Consider the following 21,773-nt stretch of genomic DNA (forward strand, 5'->3'; position numbering starts at 1 on the left):
TGCTATAATCTAAGTAGTTATACTATATTTTAATCTATATTTACTAAAAAATTAACAATTCAGTTCGAGGAATTTTTATGCCACGTTTTCAAAGTGAAAAATTAAAAGATGAAGTTGTATTACGTGACCCTGTTCATGAATACATCCATATTGAAGATAAAGTTATTTTTGACATCTTAAAATCAAAAGAATTTCAAAGAATGCGCCGAATTAAGCAACTAGGTCCTATTAGCTATGTTTTTCCTGGCGCAACTCATACTAGATTTGAACATAATTTAGGCGTTTATGAGCTTACCAGAAGAATTTGTGATATCTTTGCAAAAAAATACCCTTCTAAGAAGCCAGGAGACGGCCTCTGGGACGATAATAATCGCTTGCTGGTAGAATGTGCCGGCCTGTTACATGATATTGGTCATGGGCCTTATTCGCACACCTTTGAGCATTTGTTTGATACTAACCATGAAAAAATTGGTCAACAAATCATTACCAATCCTCATACAGAAATCAATCAGGCTTTAAAACAAGTTTCACCCAATTTCCCTGATCTTGTAGCTAGTGTAATTGCTAAAACTTACCCTAACCCTCAAGTAGTCAAAATGATTTCTAGTCAAGCTGACGCCGATAGAATGGATTACTTGCAAAGAGACGCTTACTTCACCGGTGTGACTTATGGTCAATTTGATCTATCACGAGTTCTGCGTGTAATTCGCCCATACGCTGACGGAATTTGCTTCAACAATAACGGAATGCATGCTGTAGAAGATTATGTTGTCTCTCGCTATCAAATGTATCAACAAGTATACTTCCACCGCGTCGGTCGGTCAATGGAAGTGATTCTTCACCACTTGCTTCAAAGAGCCAAAGATGTCTATCAAGAAGGTCAATTGCCAGTTACACCAGAACTGGCCAAATTCTTAGAAGGTAACTGGACTTTAGAAGACTATCTTAAGCTTGATGATGGAGTAATGGAAACTAACTTCTCAATGTGGACTAATTCTAATGATCCAATCTTGACTGATCTATGCAAGCGATACTTATTCAGAAAGCCACTTGCTAGTGTAAAAATCAACGAAGAAACCAAGAATCTTTTACCTAAATTACGAGACTTAATTAATCAAGCAGGATTCGATCCACATTATTATACTGATACAAACTCTGCCTTTGATGAACCTTACGATGCTTATAAACCATCTGGTAAAAATGCTAATAGTCAGATTGAAATTATGCAAGATGATGGTACATTAATCGAACTCTCAGAGCTTAGTCCATTAGTCAGAGCTCTTAACGGTACTTTCCAAGGAGACGAAAGATTCTTTTTCCCAAAGGTTATGCTTTCTAATAGTTCTGAACCACAAATCTTTGATCCATTCTATCAAGACTTTCAAAAATATATCCGCAATGGTGAGTTGAGATATTTAAGAAAACCCAGAAAAAAATAGTAAAAATAAAAAGGCTGCTTAGCAGCCTTTTTTACTTTTACTTAATTATTTAACTTCGTTCTTTTCTTCATAACGAGTATTGAAGAGTGGACTCAAAGCTTTGTGTTGTTGGATAAGCTTGATTGCATCCCCCATAAGCGGACCAACGGAAACAATTACTGCCTTATCTAACTTCTTATCTTCTGGTTGATTGATTGAATCAGTTAAAACAAGCTTCTTAATTACTGAATCATTTAATCTCTTAACTGCAGGACCAGAAAGAACTGCATGAGTTGCTGAAGCGTAAACTTCAGTAGCACCAGCGTCAATTAATGCTTGAGCAGCTAAAGTAATAGTACCAGCAGTATCAATCATATCATCAATAATGATTGCACGCTTACCCTTAACGTTACCAATGATGTTCATAACTTCGGCAACATTTGCTCTAGGACGACGTTTATCAACAATAGCAATACCAGTACCTAAGAATTCAGCAAGCTTTCTTGCACGAGTTACACCACCATGGTCTGGTGATACAACGACTGCATCTTTTTCTAAATCGTGACGCAAGAAGTAATCTGCAAGAAGTGGTGCACCCATCAAATTATCAACAGGAATATCAAAGAATCCTTGAATTTGTGGTGCGTGTAAGTCAAGTGAAAGTACACGATCGGCACCAGCAACTTGAAGCATATCTGCAACTAACTTGGCAGTGATTGGTTCACGTGCACGAGTCTTACGATCTTGACGAGCATAGCCATAGTAAGGCATTACAATATTAATGCTACGGGCACTAGCGCGGCGAACAGCATCAATCATAATTAATAGCTCCATCAAGTTATCATTTACTGGTTCACTGGTTGATTGAATTAAGTAAACATCTTTACCACGAACTGATTCATCAATATTAATTTGAATTTCACCATCACTGAAACGTTCTACACTAGATTTACTTAGTGGAACACCAACACGTTCAGCAATCTTTTGTGCTAATGGCACATTAGAATTAAGGGCAAAAATCATTAAATCGTCTTTATAAGACATAGTTTCCTCCATAAAAATATGCTAACAACTACTATTTTAGCAAAAGTTAAACAAAAATAAATCCATATAGGATAAAAATTAGGCTTTTGTAATAATGTTTTTACTTGTTTAGACAACAAAAAAGCATTATCACTCAGATAATGCTTTTTTATTATTAATTATTTGTAACTACAGATAAATTATTAGTAGTTGTGTTAGCGTCTGTAGTAGTGGTAGTTGGTTGACTTGATGTAGTTGTTGAAGCAACACCATTTAATGCAGCCTCTGCCTTAGTTAAGTTATCAAGAGCATTCTTAACATCCTTAACAGTAGCAGTTGATGAATTTGCTGTATTCTTAGCACTTGATAATGCATTATCATATGCAATCTTCAAATCAAGTGATGCGTTAGTATATTTAACATCATTTTGAACGCTAGCAGCCTTGGCAATTTCAGCATTTAATTGTGCCTTATCGCTTGCAGTAGCAACAGTTACAGCATCCTTCGCATCTTGAGCAGTGTTGTTAACGTTAAGTGGTTTACCAGTTAATGTATCAACATCTTCAAATAAGATGTAACCAGCTGGATCACTAGCTAAACGGTAGAATTCAAGCGCCTTATTTTGTGAAGGAACCCAAATGTAAGTTAATTCGGTTACACGAACTTTATGTCCAGCGGCAAACTTGTTACTTGTACTTTGAACACCTTTATTGTTGTAAGTGTAAGTATCTCGTTTCAAAGTAATAACAGTTTCACTATCACTTGCAGTACCGCCATCAATTGTAGGAGCATCGAAGTCTGGATCTTCGATCAAAGCTGGACCTTGAACAACCGCTGCATTAACAGCCTTAATCCATTGACCCTCACCAATTTGGTAGTACCATTTACCAGAAATTTGCTTAGCAGCTAAAGCTTGGTATTGACCACCCTTTGAAAGCTTCATTCCGCTATCTACAGCATCACCGCTTTCATCATAAACGATTGAGTTCTTAACCAACTTAATGTAAGTATCTTCTACTTCTGGAGTATTATCGACCTTCTTAGCATTTGCTGATTTTACATATTGACCATTACCAAGGTAAAGGTAGTTCTTACCCTTGATCTTCTTAGTGCTGTAATAGTGGATAATTGAGTTCTTTGATAAAGTACCAGCTGACTTAATACGCTTACCATTCTTGTCGTACACGTATGCGTTGTGAATCAACTTAGTTTCAGTTGTCTTAGCCTTCTTAGTTGACTTCTTAGTGGTAGTCTTTTTCTTAGTAGTAGTCTTCTTTGAACTGGTACTTTTTTTCGATTTTGTAGTCTTGGTTGTTTTAGACTTAGTAGTCTTCTTGCTTGTCTTTGGCATTTCAACCTTGCTTGACTTAAAGTCTTTGTTCTTCTTACCATTGATGGTTGCAATGTCTGAAGCCTTAATATAGTTACCATTACCAATGCTGTAGTAAAGATCTCCATCAATAGTCTTAGTACCAAAAGCATTCAACTTGGCAGTTTTACCAAGTACTGGCATTGTTTCACCATTATATTTATAGTTCTTGTTTGTCTTACCACTTTCAAGGTAAACATATGAATTGTTACCTAAAACAATGGCATCACCTTGAGCGGCCTTACTCTTTGAACTGCTGGTTTTCTTAGTTGTCTTACTGTTTTTTGAAGACTTAGTAGTCTTTGTATTAGTCTTCTTGCTTGTCTTCTTAGAATCAGCTGCCATAACTGTATTAGTGCTTTGAACGGCAGTAACTACAGGAGAAATTCCCATTAAAGCAGCAGCTGAAACCATAACCAACTTATGACTTAATTTCATAAATAACCTCAACCTCATTAATTAAATAAACTTATCATTAATATTGTAAAACTAAAAGTAATTAAAGCAATAATTAGTTCATATATCAATCTTTATTATTTTAACATCAAAAGAAAAAGCCACCTCAATTGAAGTGGTCTTTTAACTTATAATTAAAGCTTATGTAATATAGATTATCTTTCTTTTACATTAGCAGCCTTAATGTAGTAGTGGTTTGGTTGCAAAGCATAGTACTTAACACCCTTAATAGTCTTAGTTCCTAAGCCGTTAATCTTTACGCCCTTACCGATAGTAGCATACTTCTTGCTACCCATGTATGTATCTACGGCTTTACCATTCTTATCATAAACTTGTGAAGCACGAGTAGTTATAAGCTTAACTGGTTTATTTGACTTACTTGTACTTGAGGACTTAGTTGATGTTTTTTTACTACTTTCTTTCTTAGTAGTGGTCTTCTTTGTAGTCTTAGAACTTGACTTCTTGCTTGAAGAACTATTTTTAGAAGTTGAAACAATAGTTACCTTACCTTCAGTTGCTGAAGCTGGAATCCAATACTTAGCATCGGTTTGAATACCGTAGTAAGTTTTGCCATTGATGGTTGTAACTAACCAAACAATGTATTTACCATTCTTGTAAGCTTTCTTATTAGTCTTCTTACCATTCTTATCAACAAAGTACATAGTTTTAGTTACAGTAACTTTGTTTTTACCATTAGTTTTACTAATTTCACTAGCTGCTTGAACTGTATTTACATTGCTAGCTGCAAGACTAACTATTGGACTAACAGTCATAAGAGTAGCTGCAGAAAGGGTAATTAATTTACGACTTAATTTCATTTTTATTTCCTCAACCTAAACATAAAATTTTAATATAAGTTACGATGATTATTGTAGACCATACAGTTGAATTTTGATTTAAGAAATTCTAAAAAAACCTTTATTTTTTTGTTTTCTTTACTTGAATCTTAGCAACATTATTGTATTTTATCCAGCCATAATTAGTAATATAATATTTTGTCCCTGCAACATTTCGAACGGAATATCCGCTTACCTTCTTGCCTTTCTTTAAAATTGTGATTCCACCAGATTTAGTTTTATCTAAAATTCCTTGCTCATTGTAAACATAAGAATTTCGTTTCAATACAAGTGGTGTAATATTAACTGACTCATAGATTTGATAAGCCAGCTTGCCCTTTTTATTTGTGGACAGAATCATAGTATTGCTGCCACTTTCTTCATACCAAACAGTTCCATGAGTTGCAGTTGCTGGGATCCATTTATTACTAGTCACACCATAGTAAATTTTACTACCAGAATGACGAACGTAATTAATATGGTAGCCTGCACTTTTCTTAGCAACAGTTTTTAACTTTTTATTTTGACTGTCGACAAAGTTAGTATTCTTATTTAAAACCACATAGCTGATTTTGGAGTAGGTTTTTATTTTTTCGACCTTTTCTTGTTTTGACTTACTCTTATCTTTAGAAGCAACGGTTTTCTTAGTAATTTGTGTAGTTGCTTTTTTGGTATTCGCAGCTATAACTGAATTTGAAAAAGAAGCTAGACCAATCATCGACAATGCTATAAGCAAACTCTTACGAATTTTCATTTAACTCCTCCTTGCTAACTGGTCTTATTCATTATTATAAAACAAAAGGTGATAGCCAATGTGACTATCACCTTTCAATTTTATTAAATTATTCCCAGTCTTTATCTTTAGAAAGAGGGAGCTTGTGCCAGTAATCTGGCTTATTTGTTTGACGACCACGAGCAATTGCCATGTCGTATTTATTAACATCCTTAGTAATTGTTGAATCAGCTGCCACAAAGGAGTGATCAGCAATATTAACTGGCGCAATTAAAGTTGCACCTGCACCGATAAATGAATGATCGCCGACATTAGTATGGAACTTCTTCACACCATCGTAGTTTGAGAAGATAGTACCACAACCAACATTAATGTCTTTACCCAAAGTTGCATCCCCAACATAAGTTAGGTGACCAACCTTAGAATTTTCACCAATTTCAGCCTTCTTAACTTCTACAAAGTTACCAATATGTGCACCTTTACGAATAATTGAAGCTGGACGAAGGTGTGAATTTGGACCAATATCAGTATTATCATTCATCTGAGATTCTTCAATTGTTGATGAAGTTACAGTAACGTTATCGCCAATCTTAGAATCAATAATTCTTGAACCACTGGTAATTACACAATCTTTACCAATCTCAGTTTTGCCCTTAATAACAACATTACCTTCAATAACTGTATCGTTACCGATTTTAACGTCCTTATCGATATAAGCAGTATCTGGATCAATGAAGGATACACCATTTCTCATGTGTTCTTCGTTAATTCTTCTTTGCATAATCTTAGTTGCTTGAGCAAGCGCGATGCGATCATTTACACCTAAGCTTTCACTGAAATCAGGCATCTTGTAAGCTCCAACTCGCTCGCCTTCATTACGTAAAATCTCTAAAACATCGGTTAAGTAGTATTCACCTTGTGAGTTATCATTTCCCACATGCTTCAAAGCTTCAAAAAGCTTCTTATTGTCAAAGCAAAATACACCTGTGTTAATTTCTTTGATCTTTAATTCTTCTGGTTTACCATCTTTTTGTTCAACGATACGTAAAACATTACCCTGGTCATCACGAATAATTCGACCATAACCGAATGGATTTGGTGCTTCTGCGGTTAAAACAGTAGCTGCGTTACCCTTTTCCTTATGGTATTCAAACAAATTCTTGAAAGTTTCTTCAGTAAATAAAGGAGTGTCTCCAGTAACTACCAAAGTTGCACCATCTTTATCGGCCAAAAGATCACTTGCAGTCATTACTGCATCACCTGTACCAAGTTGCTTTTTTTGGAAGGCAAATTCAGACTTACCTGCTAAAACTTTTTCTACATCTTCAGCACCAGTACCAACAATGGTAATAATTTGGTCTGGATCTACGCCTTGAGCAGCATTTACTACATGTTCAACCATAGTTTTACCACAAACTTGGTGTAAAACCTTGTACAACTTTGATTTCATGCGCGTACCTTTACCGGCGGCAAGAATAACTACAAATTTTTTCATTATTTTAACCTCTTAATATTAAAACTAATTTTTAGTATACCATTTAAAACCGACTAAAATCTGTTTGAGTTAAGAAGTTTCCTGGCTCAGCCAAAATTAATTTCTTCTTAGTATCAATATTGCTAATCTTTACTAGTGAAATATAATCTTCAACTAATTTATTTTTATCAAAATCAGCTTCACAAAGAACGCAGATACCAGCAATAGTACAATCAAATTCCTTAACTAATTCTTCCATACCAGTTAAGGTACCGCCGCCCTTCATAAAGTCATCAATAATTAAAACATTTGATTCTTTTTCTAAGGCACGAGTTGGAAGTTCCATCTTGGAAACTCGGTCAAGTGATGATGAAATGTAATTTACAGAAACAGTTGCACCTTCAGTAACTTTTGATCTCTTTCTCGCCGTTACAAATGAAACATTCAAAAATTGGGCCGTTGCTTGTGCTAACGCAATTCCTTTAGTTTCAACAGTCATTACAGCATCAATATTAGAATAGGCATATTTGGTAGCAATCAATTCTCCAATTCGGCGTAAATCTTGAGTATTTCCTAAAATATCTGATAAGTAAACGAACCCACCTGCTAATATTCTACTTGGATCTTCAATTCTTGATGCTAAATCTGTCAAATAATTTTCAGCATGCTCTTTACCTAAAAATGGAATGTAACGTACTCCACCAGCAGCACCAGCGACAGTTTCTAAAATCCCATCTTGGTTGCTTGCAAGTGTGTGCTTCAAGATGGCTAAGTCTTCGGAAATTGAAGACTTGGCAGCGTCATATCTCTTTGCAAAAAATGGTAACGAAATCAAAGTATGTGGACGCTGCATTAAATATTTGGTCATATCTACCAATCTTTCTGAACGTTTCATGTTTTTTCCTTTCTAATGTTTGTTTTTATCTTTTACAAATATACTCTAAAAGGCAAAAAAAAGCACTAACTATTTCTCGTTAGTGCTAAAAAATTCTTTTTAAGCTTCTGCTTCTTCAATTTCTTCATCAAATTCTAATTCGATGTTCTTAGTTAAAAGATCTGTATAACTGTAAGAAACATGTTCATAATTACTTTCTTCTTGATCTAAATCAACCACAAATACTGCAGGGAAAGTTTCTTTTAAAACTCCATGTCTCTTTGTAATCTTCTTACGACCCGCTTGAGCTACTACTGTTAAGTTATCGCCTAAGTGAGAATCCAACTTACTTTTGATAGTATTAATTGATGTTGGCACTAAAAAACAACTCCTTTTGAGTCATTTTAACATAATTTGTGAAAAAAAGCAATATTTTCACAAGCTAGATTAATTTTTAGTTGGAATTAATTTGGCTAATTTAATAAATTGCTCAATTGTCAGATTTTCTGGTCTAACACGCGGATCAACGCCGAGCTCAGAAATTACCTTTTCACGTTCATCTTTATCTGAAATTAAAGCCTTCAAATTATTATTTAAAGTCTTACGTCTTTGTGAAAAACAAAGCTTAACGACACGATTAAAGTGCTTATAATCAGGAATATTATATTTCTCTTTAAGCGGAGTTAGCACTACCACACTTGAATCGACCTTTGGACGTGGCATAAAGCTATCATGCTTAACTTCAAGCGCTAATCTGACATTCATTCGTGTTTGAACAGCAATTGTAAGTGGACCATAATCTTTAGAATCCGGCTTAGCCTCAAGTCTTTCTGCAACTTCTTTTTGCATCATCAAAGTTAAACTGCTGAAGTTAAGATCTGAATCGGCCAAGGAAAAAATAATTGGAGTTGTAATATAGTATGGCAAATTAGCTACAACTTTAATTGGCTCAGAAAAATTAAAGAAATTACCAATATCCTCTTTAAAATTTGCCTTCAAAACATCCTTTAACAGCAACTTAAAGCGTGAATCAAGATCGGCATCCCCGATTTTAGCTGGTAACTCATTTGCTAGAATTTCTGGTAAATCACGGTCAACTTCATATGCAAAAACCTTAGCTCCTGCAAGTAAAAGCTGTTCAGTTAATGATCCAATACCTGGACCAATTTCGATTACTTGATCACCTTCATGAATATCGGCTGCTTCAACAATACCCAAAATAGCATTTTGATCGATTAAGAAGTTTTGCCCCAGATTCTTCTTTGCCTTAACAAAGTAACGATTAACAATTGCTTCAGTTCTAACTGCTGAACCAATTGGAATTCTATTTGCCATCTTTTACCTCCTGACAAGCCTGTTGTAATTCGGCTAAGGTTATACCAAAGGTTAATAAACGTTTATAAAAAGTCTTTGAATTTCCATACCCGATACTGAGTAAATTTCCAACTTTTTCACGAAGCCGCTTAGATCCAGCACCACCTGCAAGTCCTAATTTGCGATATGATAGTTCGGTTAGATCACTCTTTTGCTTTTCAACTTCATGGAGATCACTTAGTGCTCGTTCAATCGCCTCTTTAGAAGCATGCTCTACTCCAAGACTATTACCACGCTTAAGTGGTTCACCTTCTTTTCGAGTAATAAAAGCTTGCTTGGCCGTTGGTACTGCTTCAGAAACAATTCTTCGAATCCGCTCACCGTTAAAATCTGGATCAGTGAAAACAATGATCTCTCTTGTCTGACTTAACTTTTTCAGCCGCTTTAAAACCTGCTCTGAAACAGCTGATCCATTCGTTTCAATTGTTTCAATTCCAGGAAAAAACTGCTTCAACCGAATCGTATCATCTTTTCCTTCAACCACAATAACTGCATTAAAATTTTTCTTATTCAAGGCCATAAACTCTCACAGTATTCGCATAAGTAACTTTAGCAACTTCACCAAGTGAAATTCCCTTCAAATCAGCAATTGCCTGAGCAACATAATGTACATATCCAGGCTCATTTTGCTTTCCGCGGTATGGCTTAGGTGTCAAGTATGGAGCATCTGTTTCAACCATAAAGCGATCCATTGGAACCACTTTGGCTGATTCATGCACATCAGTTGCCTTAGTGAAGGAGACAACACCTGAATATGAAAAGTAGATATTTAAGTCTAAGAACTTGTTAAGCCAATCTACCCCACCATTGAAATTATGCAAAATTGCTCCATATTCTAAATCACTATCCTTCAAAATTTTAAAAGTATCTTCGAAGGCATCCCTAGTATGAATATCAACTGGCATTTTCAATTCATGGGCAATTTCAATTTGGCGCTTAAAGACATCTCTTTGAACATCTCGCGGTGATTCATCCCAATAATAATCAAGACCAACTTCACCTAATGCAACTACCTTAGGCATTTGAAGTTGTTCAATTAATTTATCTTCGGCTACCTGATTATAATCTTTAGCAACATCAGGACAATATCCCACCATTGCATAAACATCATCAAATCTCTGAGCAAGTTTAATTGCCCGATCGTTAAAATCAGGATCTTGTCCTGCACAAATCAGTTTAGTAACGCTCAAACTTTTTGCTCGGTCAAGATAATACTCTTCTTTGCCGCGAAAAGGCTCATCATTTAAATGAGTGTGATTATCGATAATTTCCATTAACCTAATTCAGCTCCATTTGGATGGCTATCATCTACAATAGCAAGCTTGACTTCGCCATCTTTTTCACTGGATAAAAGCATACCTTGGCTTTCATGACCAAGCATTTTACGCGGCTTCAAGTTAGTAACTGCCAAGACCTTCTTATTCAAAAGTTCTTCAGCGTTTGGATAAAACTTACGAATACCACTTAAAATTTGTCTCTCTTCGCCATTACCCATATCAAGCTTAAACATAAGCAACTTATTAGAACCCTTAACTTCTTCAACTGATAAAATTTGACCAACTTGAATCTTAACTTTATCGAAGTCATCAATGGTAATGTAGCTTTCTTTCTTTTGCTCACTACGAGTTTGCTTCTTTGGCTTAGCCTTCTTCATTTCTTCCTTGATGTACTTAATTTCTTCTTCATTCTTAAGTCTTGGGAAAATTGGAGTTGGCTTTTCAGTGACCTTAACGCCCCATGCAAAATTACCAAATGCAAGTGTCTTTTGTTCTTCATTATCAAAATCAAGACCCAATTGCTTGAACATCTTGACTGGGCTTTGAGTCATAATTGGTGAAATCAAAACAGCTACAAGGCGCAAACTTTCAGCAAGGTTAGTCATAACCTTGGATAATTCTTCCTTTTTACCTTCCTTGTTTAAGACCCAAGGAGTAGTTTCATCAATGTACTTGTTAGCACGGGAAATAAGCTTCCATACGCTGTCTAAAGCTTGAGAGAAGTGAAGAGCATCCATTTGCTTTTCGTATTCACTAATAGTTTCATCAGCGGTCTTGATTAAATCTTGTCCAAATTCATCTTGTTCATCTGAAACAGGTGCAACCATACCATCTTGATATTGGTTAATCATTGAAACGGTTCTATTCAAAAGGTTACCGAGGTCGTTTGCTAAGTCAAAGTTAACTCTTTCAACAAAGTCTTCTGGTGTAAAGATACCATCTGAACCAAATGGAATTTCACGCATCAAGTAGTAACGAAGTGCGTCAAGGCCATAACGGTTAACAATCATTTCTGGGTAGACAGCATTACCTTTAGACTTAGACATCTTTCCATCTTTCATAAGTACCCAGCCGTGACCGAAAATTTGCTTAGGAAGAGGTAAATCAAGAGCCATAAGCATGATTGGCCAGTAAATAGTGTGGAAGCGGACAATTTCCTTACCTACTAAGTGAACATCTGCAGGCCAATATTTCTTGAAGAGTGAATCATCATCTGAACCATAACCAAGTGCAGTAATATAGTTTGAAAGAGCATCAATCCAAACATAAACTACGTGTTTAGGATCGCTTGGCACAGGAATTCCCCAGTCAACAGTAGTACGAGTTACTGAAAGATCTTCCAAACCTGGCTTAATGAAGTTGTTGATCATTTCCTTTTCACGAGAATGAGGCAAGATGAATTCTGGATGTTCTTCGTAGTACTTAAGAAGTCGATCAGCATACTTGCTCATCTTAAAGAAGTATGATGGTTCTTTAACAAGACGTACTTCGTGACCAGAAGGTGCTTTACCACCAATTACATTGCCATCGTCATCTTTATAAACTTCAGCAAGTTGTGATTCAGTGAAGTATTCTTCATCTTCAACTGAGTACCAACCAGTGTATTCACCTAAGTAAATATCGCCTTTTTCAAGCAATTTTTCAAAAATCTTTTGTACAGCTGCCACATGTTCTTTATCAGTGGTACGAATGAACTTATCGTAAGAAATATCAAGCATCTTCCATAATTCCTTGTAAGAAGCTGCCATCTTATCAACGTATTCTTGTGGCTTAATTCCTTGAGCTTCAGCCTTTTGTTCAATCTTAAGACCGTGTTCGTCGTCTCCAGTTAAGAAGAAAGTATCGAACCCTCTTGAACGCTTATAACGAGCCATCGAATCAGCTGCGATTGTGGTGTAGGCATTACCAATTGTTAATTTGCCAGAAGGGTAATAAATCGGGGTTGTAATATAAAAAGTTTTCTTATCAGCCATATTTTTAACTCCTTAATTTAAATGAAAATAATCTACATACAATAATACACCATCAAAAAAAGGAATTCCTTAATAGAAATCCCTTTTTTATTAAAATGTTTCTTTTTTTAGGTATATCCACTTCATTAAAGTAGTTATTACTGTAAATACCAACTCAATGATGATCATGAACCATAAATAATTTATTGATAAAATTCCAAAACCAATATTAGAACTGCTGGATAAACTAGCTAAGAATGTCGCTAAAACAGCAATTATACTCGTGCCCCAAAAAGAAATAGCTGATGGATGTTGATGAACAAATGGGAATCTTTCATCACGCAAATTATAGAATACCATTGTTCTAGTCCAAATTGATTCAATAAATAGTCCAGAGTAAAAGATTGAGATAAATTCTAAATGATTATTTCCAGCCAAACCTGGACAAATCCAATAATAAAGAGCCGCCATAGTTACAAAATCAATAATTGCTGGAAGCGGACCAAAGTGAAGTACAAAGCTTGGCCATTTTTTAATCGACCAGGTTTGAGGTCTCTTCGTATAATCTTTAGAAACTCGATCAAATGGAATTGTTAAACAACTAATACTGTAAAGTAAATCAATTAACAAAATTTGCAATGGAAGAAGTGGTAAAAACGGTAAGACAAGTGATGAGATAATCATTGAAATTAAACTACCAAAATTAGTGGTTAAAATCATCTTGATATATTTCATCGTATTACTGAAAGTCTTTCGACCAATAATCATACTTTGATTTACAACATTTAAATCTTTTTCTTTTAGGATCAAATCAGCTGATTCTTTGGCGATGTCGACTGCCCGATTAGTTGAGAATGAAACATCCGAAACTCTCATCGCATAGACATCTTTATTTCCGTCTCCCATATAACCAACAGTATGACCATTCTTCTTTAAAGCATTAATGACCTTAGTTCTCAAAGTAGGAGTTAAGTGAACAAAAATATTACACTCTTCCACCATTTGAGCTAATTCTTCAGCACTTGCCTCTTCGATTTGGCGTCCATCATAAACCGTGTCAACGTTCAAACCAACCTGCAAACAAATCGCTCTAGTAACTGCTTCGTTATCACCTGTAAAAATCTTAACGTTAACATTATCTTTTTTCAAATTTTCTAATGCTGACTTAGTACTTTCTTTAGGCGGATCAAGATAAGCAATATAACCAACGATAGTAAGATCATCTTCATCCTTAGCTGAAAATTCACCAACTGGAGCCGGATTTGCTTTGTAAGCCAATAAGAGTACTCTCAAGCCATCGTCATTTAACTCGTTAATTTGATCTAAGATTTTTTCTTTCCATTCAGGTGTTAAATCTTCAATCTGACCATCAATTTCAACCTTGCTAGAAATGCCAAGCATCCCTCTAGCCGCACCTTTAGTCACCAGTAAGTGTTGACCGTGGTGTTCATCATTATCAACTACCACAACACTCATTCTTTTTCGGCTATAGTCAAAAGGAATCTCATCGATTTTGTTGTAATCACGTTGAATTTCGTTAGTATCAAGTTCGTCACTAGCTGCATCAATAATCGCTTTATCAATTAAATCTTTTACTCCAGTTTGATAATTTGCATTAAGATAAGCCAATTTCAAAATTCTAGGAGTTTCTCTCATCGCTAAATCATAGTGACGTTCAAGCATAACTTTATTTTGAGTTAAAGTACCAGTCTTATCGATACAAATTGTATCAATGGCACCTAGCGTTTGAATCGTATTAATATTTTTAGCAAAAATATGATGCTTAAACAATTCAAGCGTACCTCTAGTTAAATTGCTATTAACTATTACCGGTAACATTTCTGGAGTCAGTCCCACTGCTGCTGCCAAGGCAAAAACTAAGCTTTCACCCCAATTACCTTTAGTAAAACCATTGATCAAAAACAAAAGTGGAATTATGGAGCCAGCACTAACAATTAAAATTCTAGCTAGCCTATGAAGCTGACGATCAAATAGGTTTTGTTTTGATTTCTTCCGAGCAATTTTACGTACTTGTTCGCCAAATAAGGTTTGATTACCAACAGCAAAAACTATCCCTGTTCCAGAACCAGAAACAATAGTAGTTCCCTCATAAAGAATATTAGGAAAATCTAAATAGTTGTTCTTTTTTCCTGGTTTAATACGGTAATTAGCCACCTTTTCAATCGGCTCTGAATTGCCGTTAACAAAGCTAGCCGTACAAAACAAATCCTTGCTAGTTAATAATCGCATATCAGCCGGAATCATATCTCCTGCCGACAAATTAATCACATCACCGACAACTACTTCATCTGTAGGTAATTCTTGACCCTCACCATCACGCCTAATATTAGTTGTAACTGTCACATTTTCTAATAAATCATCGACAACCTTAGCCATCCGGATTTTTTGTACAAAATTGATCGTTACCGAAATTAGCAACATTATCAACATTACAATCGCAATATAATTATTTTCACTATTTTGTGGAACCATAATGTAATTAGTGAAAACTGTTAAGATTGTCAAAATAATTAAAACTAATGTAAATGGCGTAACGATTGACTCAAAAAGCATCTTCCATTTTGAAGCCTGTGTATTAAAAGTGATTTTATTTTCACCATATTCTTCACGATTTTGCTCAGCTCTTGCAGTAGATAAACCTTCTGCACTAGCCTGAAGTCTTGCTAAAGTTTCACTTCTTGTTTCATGAGCTATTCGTTCAATCAATTGAATGTTTGCATTACTTTTTTTCTTGGTCGGTGCTTTTAGCATAAGTTCTTCCCTTCCTAGTTCGCAAACAAACTAAAAAGTCACCGTACTAACTGTACGGTGACTACATGCCAAACAAGGCTTCTTGATACTCGTCGTTCAGTTTTAACACTACGTGACGTAAGCACATGCTAGCTACCTGGATCTCGCCTTAAGTCGACGACACCTATTTAACCCGTTGGCATCTCTGGATGTTTCTGGGCGATAGCGTGTGTTCACGTAGGAGTCTCACCTAACAATTCATTTGCTAAATCTATTATAAAATATTAATACTTTACTACTCTTGGCGTCAAATTCTCTAATTAAACTTTATTGTTTGCGTTTAATACTCTTAAAGAGAATAATCAAGCCAGATACTAATACTACCAGTGCAAAAGCAATTGGTAAAGCCACTTTGCGAGGATGACTAATCTTATCTTGCTCTTCATTAGTTAAATCATATTTATCTAATGAATATTGATATTGCTGATCAATTCTTGTAGCACATGCTCTAAAAACAAATCTAAGTCCTTTATTAAAGGTCGCATTATTTTTACTTCTTAATTCATCTCCCGCTGCTCGAATAATATTCATTCGAGAATCAGCGGTAAAAGCAGCATGCAAATCTTTAGAAGAATAAATTTGAACATTTCTCTTTTTGCCTTTTTGTCCCACAACGATAAAGGCAGTCCGTTTAGATGAATTTAAGTTTTTAGGAGTTAATTTATTTAAACGCTTTTCAGTAATTACAACAATTTGTGGCTGTTCTTTAGTTTGCTGATAACGGGCATTTTTTTCATGAATTAAAGTTTCAGTTTCTTTATTCACAATATGAGCATTATCAACTAAGTCTGGTTGAACAAAGCCTGTCGTAGTTAGAAAAACGATTGCAAGTCCTAAAATACTAATTAGACTTGTGAGAACGGTTTTCCGCTTCTTCCAAGTTATGAGCCAGGCTTTCAACATATTTTCGGTCAATTTCAATTTGTTCATATGGTACATCACAGTCCTTTAATAACTGAATTGCTAATGGATTATCTCGATAATCAAAATAGTAGTTTACCTTTTTAATGCCTGCTTGCATCAAAGCTTTGGTGCAATTATAGCACGGAAAATGAGTAACGTAGATTTCAGTTCCATCTGTTGAAACGCCATTTTTTGCACATTGAATCAATGAATTCATCTCTGAATGAATGGTTCTAACGCAGTGACCATCGACCATTTGATGCCCAACATCATCACAATGTTCTTGACCAGATACGGACCCGTTATAGCCTGTACCAATGATACGATTTTCTTTTACTAAAACACTACCAACCAAAGCCCGATTACAGGTTGATCTTTGAGCAATCACTAGGGCCTGCATCATGAAATATTGTTTCCAAGGGATTCGATCGTGCATTTTGCCTTCCTCTATTTATTTTCTATCAAAATAATTCAAACCAATTGCGTCTCTAACTTGCTTCAAAGTTTCGTTAGCACGTTCATTAGCCTTCTTAGAACCTTCAATTAACATTTCATAAACGCTGTCGATATCTTGTGCATACTTTTCACGACGTTCACGAATTGGTCCTAATTCGTTTTCAAGGACTTTATTCAAGTAGCGCTTAATCTTAACATCACCAAGGCCGCCCTTTTGGTAAGCTTCTTTAAGTTCAGCCACCTTATCTTTATCTGGATCAAAGACATCAAGGTAAGTAAAGACAGTGTTGCCTTCGATCTTACCTGGATCTTCAACGTGAATATGGTTAGGATCAGTGTACATTGACATAACCTTCTTCTTCACAGTCTCTGCATCATCAGATAAGTAAATACTATTGCCAAGCGACTTAGACATCTTAGCATTACCATCAAGTCCAGGAAGACGTCCTTGACCCTTTGGTGGGAAGTAACCCTTTGGTTCAACTAACACATCGCAATCATAAACTCGATTAAAGGTACGAACGATTTCACGAGTTTGTTCAAGCATAGGTTCTTGATCATCCCCAACAGGAACAATTGTTGCCTTAAAGGCAGTGATATCAGCAGCTTGAGAAACTGGATAGTTCAAAAATCCAACTGGAATTGAATCCTTAAAACCTTTTTGCTTAATTTCAGTTTTAACAGTTGGGTTTCTTTCAAGACGAGCAACTGTTACAAGATCCATGTAGTATGCAGTAAGTTCAAATAATGCTGGAATTTGTGATTGAACGAAGATAGTTGACTTACTTGGATCAATTCCAACTGCTAAGTAATCAAGTGCAACTTGAATTAAAGAGTTGCGAATCTTTTCTGGATCACGAGCATTATCAGTTAAAGCTTGTGTATCTGCGATCATAATGTATGGATCGTATTTACCTTCATTTTGAAGTTTTACACGATTTTTCAATGAGCCAATGTAGTGTCCAATATGGAGTTTGCCGGTTGGTCTGTCACCAGTAAGCAAAATTTCCTTTGCCATAATAATTACTCTCTTTTCTTTATTTTATTTATTTCTATTCATCAATTAGAATTAATTTTAACAAAAAAAGGACTATGATTAAACTAGCATTGAATTAGTTAAAAATCTTGAGGTAAAAATGTGCAATCAATTTAAACTTCCAAATTTACAAAAAATCAATAATTATTTAATTCAAGGACTTGGTTTACCTTTAACTACACCAAATTTCACATTTGACGAAAAAGATATTTTTCCAGGTCAAACTGCACCAGTTCTTCTATATCAAAAGAATCAATTGCAGCTGCAAGCAAAAACTTGGGGCTATCCTAGTCCAGTCGATCATAAAAAGCGAATTTTTAATGCTAGGATTGAGCGATTTTACGATGCAAAACCTTCGATGTGGGATCAATCTTTTGCCCGCCAGCGTTGCATTATTATTGCCAGTGAATTTTTCGAATATAGCAAAGAAAGCTACCAAACTCCAAAAGGCAAATATCATGAAAAATATCGCTTTTTTGATCCGAATCATCCCTTAACTTTAATTGCAGGAATCTACGATCAAGATAACTTTTCAATGGTTACCACTTCACCCAATAAAATTATGAGGCCAATTCATGATCGAATGCCCCTCACTATCTCACCTGATGAGCTGAGAAAATGGCTATTTCAGAACTTTACTGACCTAGTTGATCGTAGCAGTTTTCTTTTAGAATCAGCTAAACTTGCTCATAAAAATTAATTGGCGAACGCCAATTAATCATGCTAAAATAAAAGCACATGCGGGTATAGTTTAGTGGTAGAACGTCAGCTTCCCAAGCTGAAGGTGCGGGTTCGATTCACGCTATCCGCTTTTCAAAAACAAAAAATAAGAGCTAGGAAATTTTTCCTAGCTCTTATTTTTATATCATAATAACTGTTAAAAGACCGGCTATTACTGCCAAATACATTGGCATCCATAAAGTTTGAGAATATAAATACGCCCAAGCAAACAAAGCACCATATAACGCATTAATCACAAAAAGTGTTGGTGTAAACTGGAAATTCAAAACTGCAAAGATTAATCCTGAACAAATAATTCCTACTATCCCAGTTGCAAGGGTATTTTTTCTAAAAGCGTAATTAAATAAAAATCCCGTTGATAAGAATTCCTGCAAGATTGGCAAAATGATTCCCTGGGTTACAATCATAAACCAGAACAGACTATTTGATTCATGTTTTAAGTAATTTATCTGGAAACCATACAAACCGATGCGTTTATTTATTTGAAGGTATGCTACTAAAATCTTTGAAGCTAATATCCCTAAAGTAAGTCCTACCGTTAAGCCATAATCACCAAGCCATGGTAAAGAAAAAAGTCTTTCAAAGAATCTTTGCTCACGGTTAAAGCGATAAATATAAAAAAGTAGAATCATTGCCGCAACTAAGGCAAATAAAATCAAATACCAAATATTTAATGTTTTACAAGTAACTAATTTTACAACCCCTACTACCAACAAGTATCCAATTACATAGACGGCATAACGAAATAAGTTACCTTCTCTAGATTCAGGCGTATTCAAAAACTGTCACTCCTGTCTTTTGTATATCTTTTTAATTATATCAAACTTTCTATGATCATCCATATCTATCAAAAATTATTTCACTTCAATAATTTTGACGGAATATTCTCCTGCAGGAGCTTCAACAATGCCAGTTTCATTAGCTTTTTTCTTCATAATGGCCTGACCCAGTGGTGAATCAAAAGAAATCTTACCTTTTTCAAGATCGGCTTCCATTCTACCTACAATCTTATATTCTTCAATCTCGTCATCATCATCAAATTGCAAACTAACGGTCCGGCCCAAATCAACTGTCCCATCGTTTTCTGACTCAACAACTTCAGCGTATTTTAACTGCTTACCTAAATAGCGTAATCTACTTTGAAGATGGCCCAAGTCTCTTTTAGCTTCAGTATATTCTGTATTTTCTGATAAATCTCCCAAGGCTCTTGCTGCTTGAAGAATTTTTATTCTTCTTGGTCGGTCCTTTTTTAATTTTGCAATTTCATCTTCAATTTCACGATAACCTTCTGGAGTCATTTTTTGATAATAAACCATCTTAATGCACCTTTCTTTAAGTCAAATCTGATTTTAGAAAAACAATTTTTCTTTGTAAAGGGAATATTTCAGAATTAATAGCAGAAGATTATGAAATATAGTTGCAAATAACATTCATGCACATTATGATAATGTTGTATTGAATATTGCCTGTCTAAGTATTTAACTTAACAGTGACAGTTCAATTCAATTGATTAACTTATAGATTATTGCAAGAAGTCCTAGAATAAGTTATCAATTTAAATAATTCTCTGAGAAAGTGAGTTCATTATATTGAACTCACTTTTCTTTTAGTCTTATACTATACAAATAGAAATTAATAAAAAGCAAATCTAAGTAAGTATAAGGAGGCTTTTTCTATGTCTCACAAGTTGACATTACAAGAAATCGAAGATTTTTCTTCGGAATTTAATCAAGATCCCCAAAATAAAGTTATCGCTCGTGCTGCTCAAAGAAGCGGTGTACTTGAAGCTTCATATAACGATCGCGTTCAAAGTAAGCTCACAAGAGTTTTTTCAACTGAATTAGATACTGACAACGTAACTAATCAAAAACATTCTGGACGTTGTTGGGAATTCTCAACTTTGAATGTATTGCGTCACGAATTTGGTAAAAAGTATAAGGCAAAGAACTTTACTTTCTCACAAGCCTACAACTTTTTCTGGGATAAAATCGAACGTGCAAATATCTTTTACGATAATATTTTAAATACTGCTGATAAGGCGCTAGATTCTCGTGAAGTTAAGTCAGCGCTCGACTTCGCAGGAGCCGATGGTGGTCAATTCCATATGGCTGCAGCTCTTGTCGCAAAATATGGTGTTGTTCCTTCATATGCAATGCCTGAAACTGCAAATACCAATAATACTACTGGTTTTGCGACTGCCTTAGGTGACAAGCTTAAAAAAGACGCTTTAGTTTTACGTAAACTAAAGCAAGAAGGTAAAGATGAAGAAATCGAAAAGGCTCGTAAAAAGTTCTTAAGCGAAGTTTACCGCATGACAGCAATCGCTGTTGGTGAACCACCAAAGAAGTTTGACTTGGAATATCGCGATGATGATAAGAAATACCATTTGGATAAAGATCTTACTCCAATCGAATTTCTTCACAAGTATTTAGGTGATGTCGACTTCGATGATTACGTTGTTTTAACTAACGCACCTGATCATGAATATGACAAACTATACGGTCTTCCAGGTGAAGATAATATTGAAGGTTCATACAAGATCAAGCTTTTAAACGTTCCAATGGAATACTTAACTTCCGCTGCAATTGCGCAGTTAAAGGATGGCGAAGCTGTCTGGTTTGGTAACGATGTCCTTCGTCAAATGGATCGCAAGACTGGCTATCTTGACACTAACCTTTACAAGTTAAACAGTCTCTTTGGCGTTGACCTTGATATGAGCAAGGCTGATCGTTTAAGAACCGGTGCTGGTGAAGTTTCTCATGCTATGACTTTAGTTGGTGTAGACGAAGACAATGGTGAAATCCGCCAATGGAAAGTGGAAAACTCATGGGGCGACAAGAGCGGAAATAAGGGTTACTTCGTTATGAATAATGACTGGTTCAACAAATATGTTTATGAAGTTGTTGTTCACAAGAAGTACTTAACTGATGAACAAAGAAAGTTAGCTGAAGGCGAAACAATTGACCTTCCACTTTGGGATTCGTTAGCTTAAGATGCAACACAAAAAAGCAGTGTATCAATTTCGATACACTGCTTTTTT

20 protein-coding genes, 1 tRNA gene and 1 riboswitch are annotated in these 21,773 nt (G+C 35.3%); of the genes, 4 read left to right on the forward strand and 17 right to left on the reverse strand.

The window, feature by feature from the left end; translation table 11 throughout:
- Window positions 1-77: 77 nt before the first annotated feature.
- The gene (locus tag NFR82_RS02875) at window positions 78-1,439 is read left to right on the forward strand and encodes an HD domain-containing protein (protein WP_251716651.1); all 1,362 of its coding nucleotides are present in this window, start codon (window positions 78-80) and stop codon (window positions 1,437-1,439) included.
- 45 nt (window positions 1,440-1,484) lie between these two features.
- Here the strand turns inward: NFR82_RS02875 and NFR82_RS02880 are convergent, their stop codons facing one another.
- The 15 genes from NFR82_RS02880 to trpS form a co-directional block, all read right to left on the reverse strand.
- A complete protein-coding gene (locus NFR82_RS02880; protein WP_251716652.1) occupies window positions 1,485-2,462 on the reverse strand; it encodes a ribose-phosphate diphosphokinase in 978 nt (325 codons plus the stop codon).
- Between the two features lie 154 nt (window positions 2,463-2,616).
- On the reverse strand, window positions 2,617-4,248 hold the full coding sequence (locus NFR82_RS02885) for an SLAP domain-containing protein (RefSeq protein WP_251716653.1): 1,632 nt from the start codon (window positions 4,246-4,248) through the stop codon (window positions 2,617-2,619).
- A 173-nt stretch (window positions 4,249-4,421) separates the two neighbouring features.
- Complete coding sequence (locus NFR82_RS02890; protein WP_251716656.1) at window positions 4,422-5,084, reverse strand: SLAP domain-containing protein; 663 nt, start codon at window positions 5,082-5,084, stop codon at window positions 4,422-4,424.
- A 100-nt stretch (window positions 5,085-5,184) separates the two neighbouring features.
- Window positions 5,185-5,856, reverse strand: a complete 672-nt coding sequence (locus NFR82_RS02895; protein WP_251716657.1) for a hypothetical protein — start codon at window positions 5,854-5,856, stop codon at window positions 5,185-5,187.
- 88 nt (window positions 5,857-5,944) lie between these two features.
- Window positions 5,945-7,330 carry a bifunctional UDP-N-acetylglucosamine diphosphorylase/glucosamine-1-phosphate N-acetyltransferase GlmU gene (gene glmU, locus NFR82_RS02900; protein ID WP_251716658.1) on the reverse strand — a complete coding sequence of 462 codons (1,386 nt, stop codon included), beginning with the start codon at window positions 7,328-7,330 and terminating at the stop codon, window positions 5,945-5,947.
- Between the two features lie 43 nt (window positions 7,331-7,373).
- Window positions 7,374-8,204: a pur operon repressor gene (purR, locus tag NFR82_RS02905; RefSeq protein WP_251716660.1), complete on the reverse strand. Its 831-nt coding sequence runs from the start codon at window positions 8,202-8,204 to the stop codon at window positions 7,374-7,376.
- Window positions 8,205-8,303: 99 nt separating this feature from the next.
- Complete coding sequence (locus tag NFR82_RS02910; protein ID WP_251716661.1) at window positions 8,304-8,561, reverse strand: Veg family protein; 258 nt, start codon at window positions 8,559-8,561, stop codon at window positions 8,304-8,306.
- A gap of 69 nt (window positions 8,562-8,630) precedes the next feature.
- Complete coding sequence (gene rsmA, locus NFR82_RS02915) at window positions 8,631-9,518, reverse strand: 16S rRNA (adenine(1518)-N(6)/adenine(1519)-N(6))-dimethyltransferase RsmA (protein WP_251716662.1); 888 nt, start codon at window positions 9,516-9,518, stop codon at window positions 8,631-8,633.
- Window positions 9,508-10,077, reverse strand: coding sequence for a ribonuclease M5 (gene rnmV, locus NFR82_RS02920; RefSeq protein ID WP_251716663.1), 570 nt, complete (start codon window positions 10,075-10,077; stop codon window positions 9,508-9,510). Before rnmV ends, rsmA begins: the two co-directional genes overlap by 11 nt.
- Complete coding sequence (locus NFR82_RS02925) at window positions 10,064-10,831, reverse strand: TatD family hydrolase (RefSeq protein WP_251716664.1); 768 nt, start codon at window positions 10,829-10,831, stop codon at window positions 10,064-10,066. The genes rnmV and NFR82_RS02925 overlap by 14 nt, the downstream gene beginning before the upstream one ends.
- Window positions 10,831-12,807: a methionine--tRNA ligase gene (gene metG, locus NFR82_RS02930; RefSeq protein WP_251716665.1), complete on the reverse strand. Its 1,977-nt coding sequence runs from the start codon at window positions 12,805-12,807 to the stop codon at window positions 10,831-10,833. Before metG ends, NFR82_RS02925 begins: the two co-directional genes overlap by 1 nt.
- A 90-nt stretch (window positions 12,808-12,897) precedes the next feature.
- Window positions 12,898-15,558: a magnesium-translocating P-type ATPase gene (gene mgtA / locus NFR82_RS02935; RefSeq protein ID WP_251716666.1), complete on the reverse strand. Its 2,661-nt coding sequence runs from the start codon at window positions 15,556-15,558 to the stop codon at window positions 12,898-12,900.
- Window positions 15,559-15,638: 80 nt separating this feature from the next.
- Window positions 15,639-15,802, reverse strand: a riboswitch (M-box (ykoK) riboswitch).
- Window positions 15,803-15,864: 62 nt separating this feature from the next.
- The gene (locus NFR82_RS02940) at window positions 15,865-16,500 is read right to left on the reverse strand and encodes a TPM domain-containing protein (RefSeq protein WP_251716700.1); all 636 of its coding nucleotides are present in this window, start codon (window positions 16,498-16,500) and stop codon (window positions 15,865-15,867) included.
- Window positions 16,439-16,936: a deoxycytidylate deaminase gene (locus tag NFR82_RS02945; protein ID WP_251716667.1), complete on the reverse strand. Its 498-nt coding sequence runs from the start codon at window positions 16,934-16,936 to the stop codon at window positions 16,439-16,441. Before NFR82_RS02945 ends, NFR82_RS02940 begins: the two co-directional genes overlap by 62 nt.
- A gap of 15 nt (window positions 16,937-16,951) precedes the next feature.
- Window positions 16,952-17,974, reverse strand: a complete 1,023-nt coding sequence (trpS, locus tag NFR82_RS02950; RefSeq protein ID WP_251716668.1) for a tryptophan--tRNA ligase — start codon at window positions 17,972-17,974, stop codon at window positions 16,952-16,954.
- Between the two features lie 118 nt (window positions 17,975-18,092).
- Between trpS and NFR82_RS02955 the strand changes: the two genes are divergently transcribed.
- The gene (locus NFR82_RS02955) at window positions 18,093-18,692 is read left to right on the forward strand and encodes an SOS response-associated peptidase family protein (protein ID WP_251716669.1); all 600 of its coding nucleotides are present in this window, start codon (window positions 18,093-18,095) and stop codon (window positions 18,690-18,692) included.
- Window positions 18,693-18,732: 40 nt separating this feature from the next.
- Window positions 18,733-18,803 (forward strand) — tRNA-Gly (locus tag NFR82_RS02960).
- 49 nt (window positions 18,804-18,852) lie between these two features.
- Here NFR82_RS02960 and NFR82_RS02965 read toward each other — a convergent pair.
- Window positions 18,853-19,512, reverse strand: a complete 660-nt coding sequence (locus NFR82_RS02965) for a CPBP family intramembrane glutamic endopeptidase (RefSeq protein ID WP_251716670.1) — start codon at window positions 19,510-19,512, stop codon at window positions 18,853-18,855.
- Between the two features lie 75 nt (window positions 19,513-19,587).
- Window positions 19,588-20,049 carry a transcription elongation factor GreA gene (gene greA, locus NFR82_RS02970; protein ID WP_251716672.1) on the reverse strand — a complete coding sequence of 154 codons (462 nt, stop codon included), beginning with the start codon at window positions 20,047-20,049 and terminating at the stop codon, window positions 19,588-19,590.
- A 359-nt stretch (window positions 20,050-20,408) separates the two neighbouring features.
- Between greA and NFR82_RS02975 the strand changes: the two genes are divergently transcribed.
- Entirely contained in the window at window positions 20,409-21,725 is a 1,317-nt protein-coding gene (locus tag NFR82_RS02975; RefSeq protein WP_251716673.1) for a C1 family peptidase, read from the forward strand.
- Window positions 21,726-21,773 lie beyond the last annotated feature (48 nt).

Source organism: Lactobacillus agrestimuris (genome assembly GCF_943193025.1).
Lineage (GTDB): Bacteria > Bacillota > Bacilli > Lactobacillales > Lactobacillaceae > Lactobacillus > Lactobacillus agrestimuris.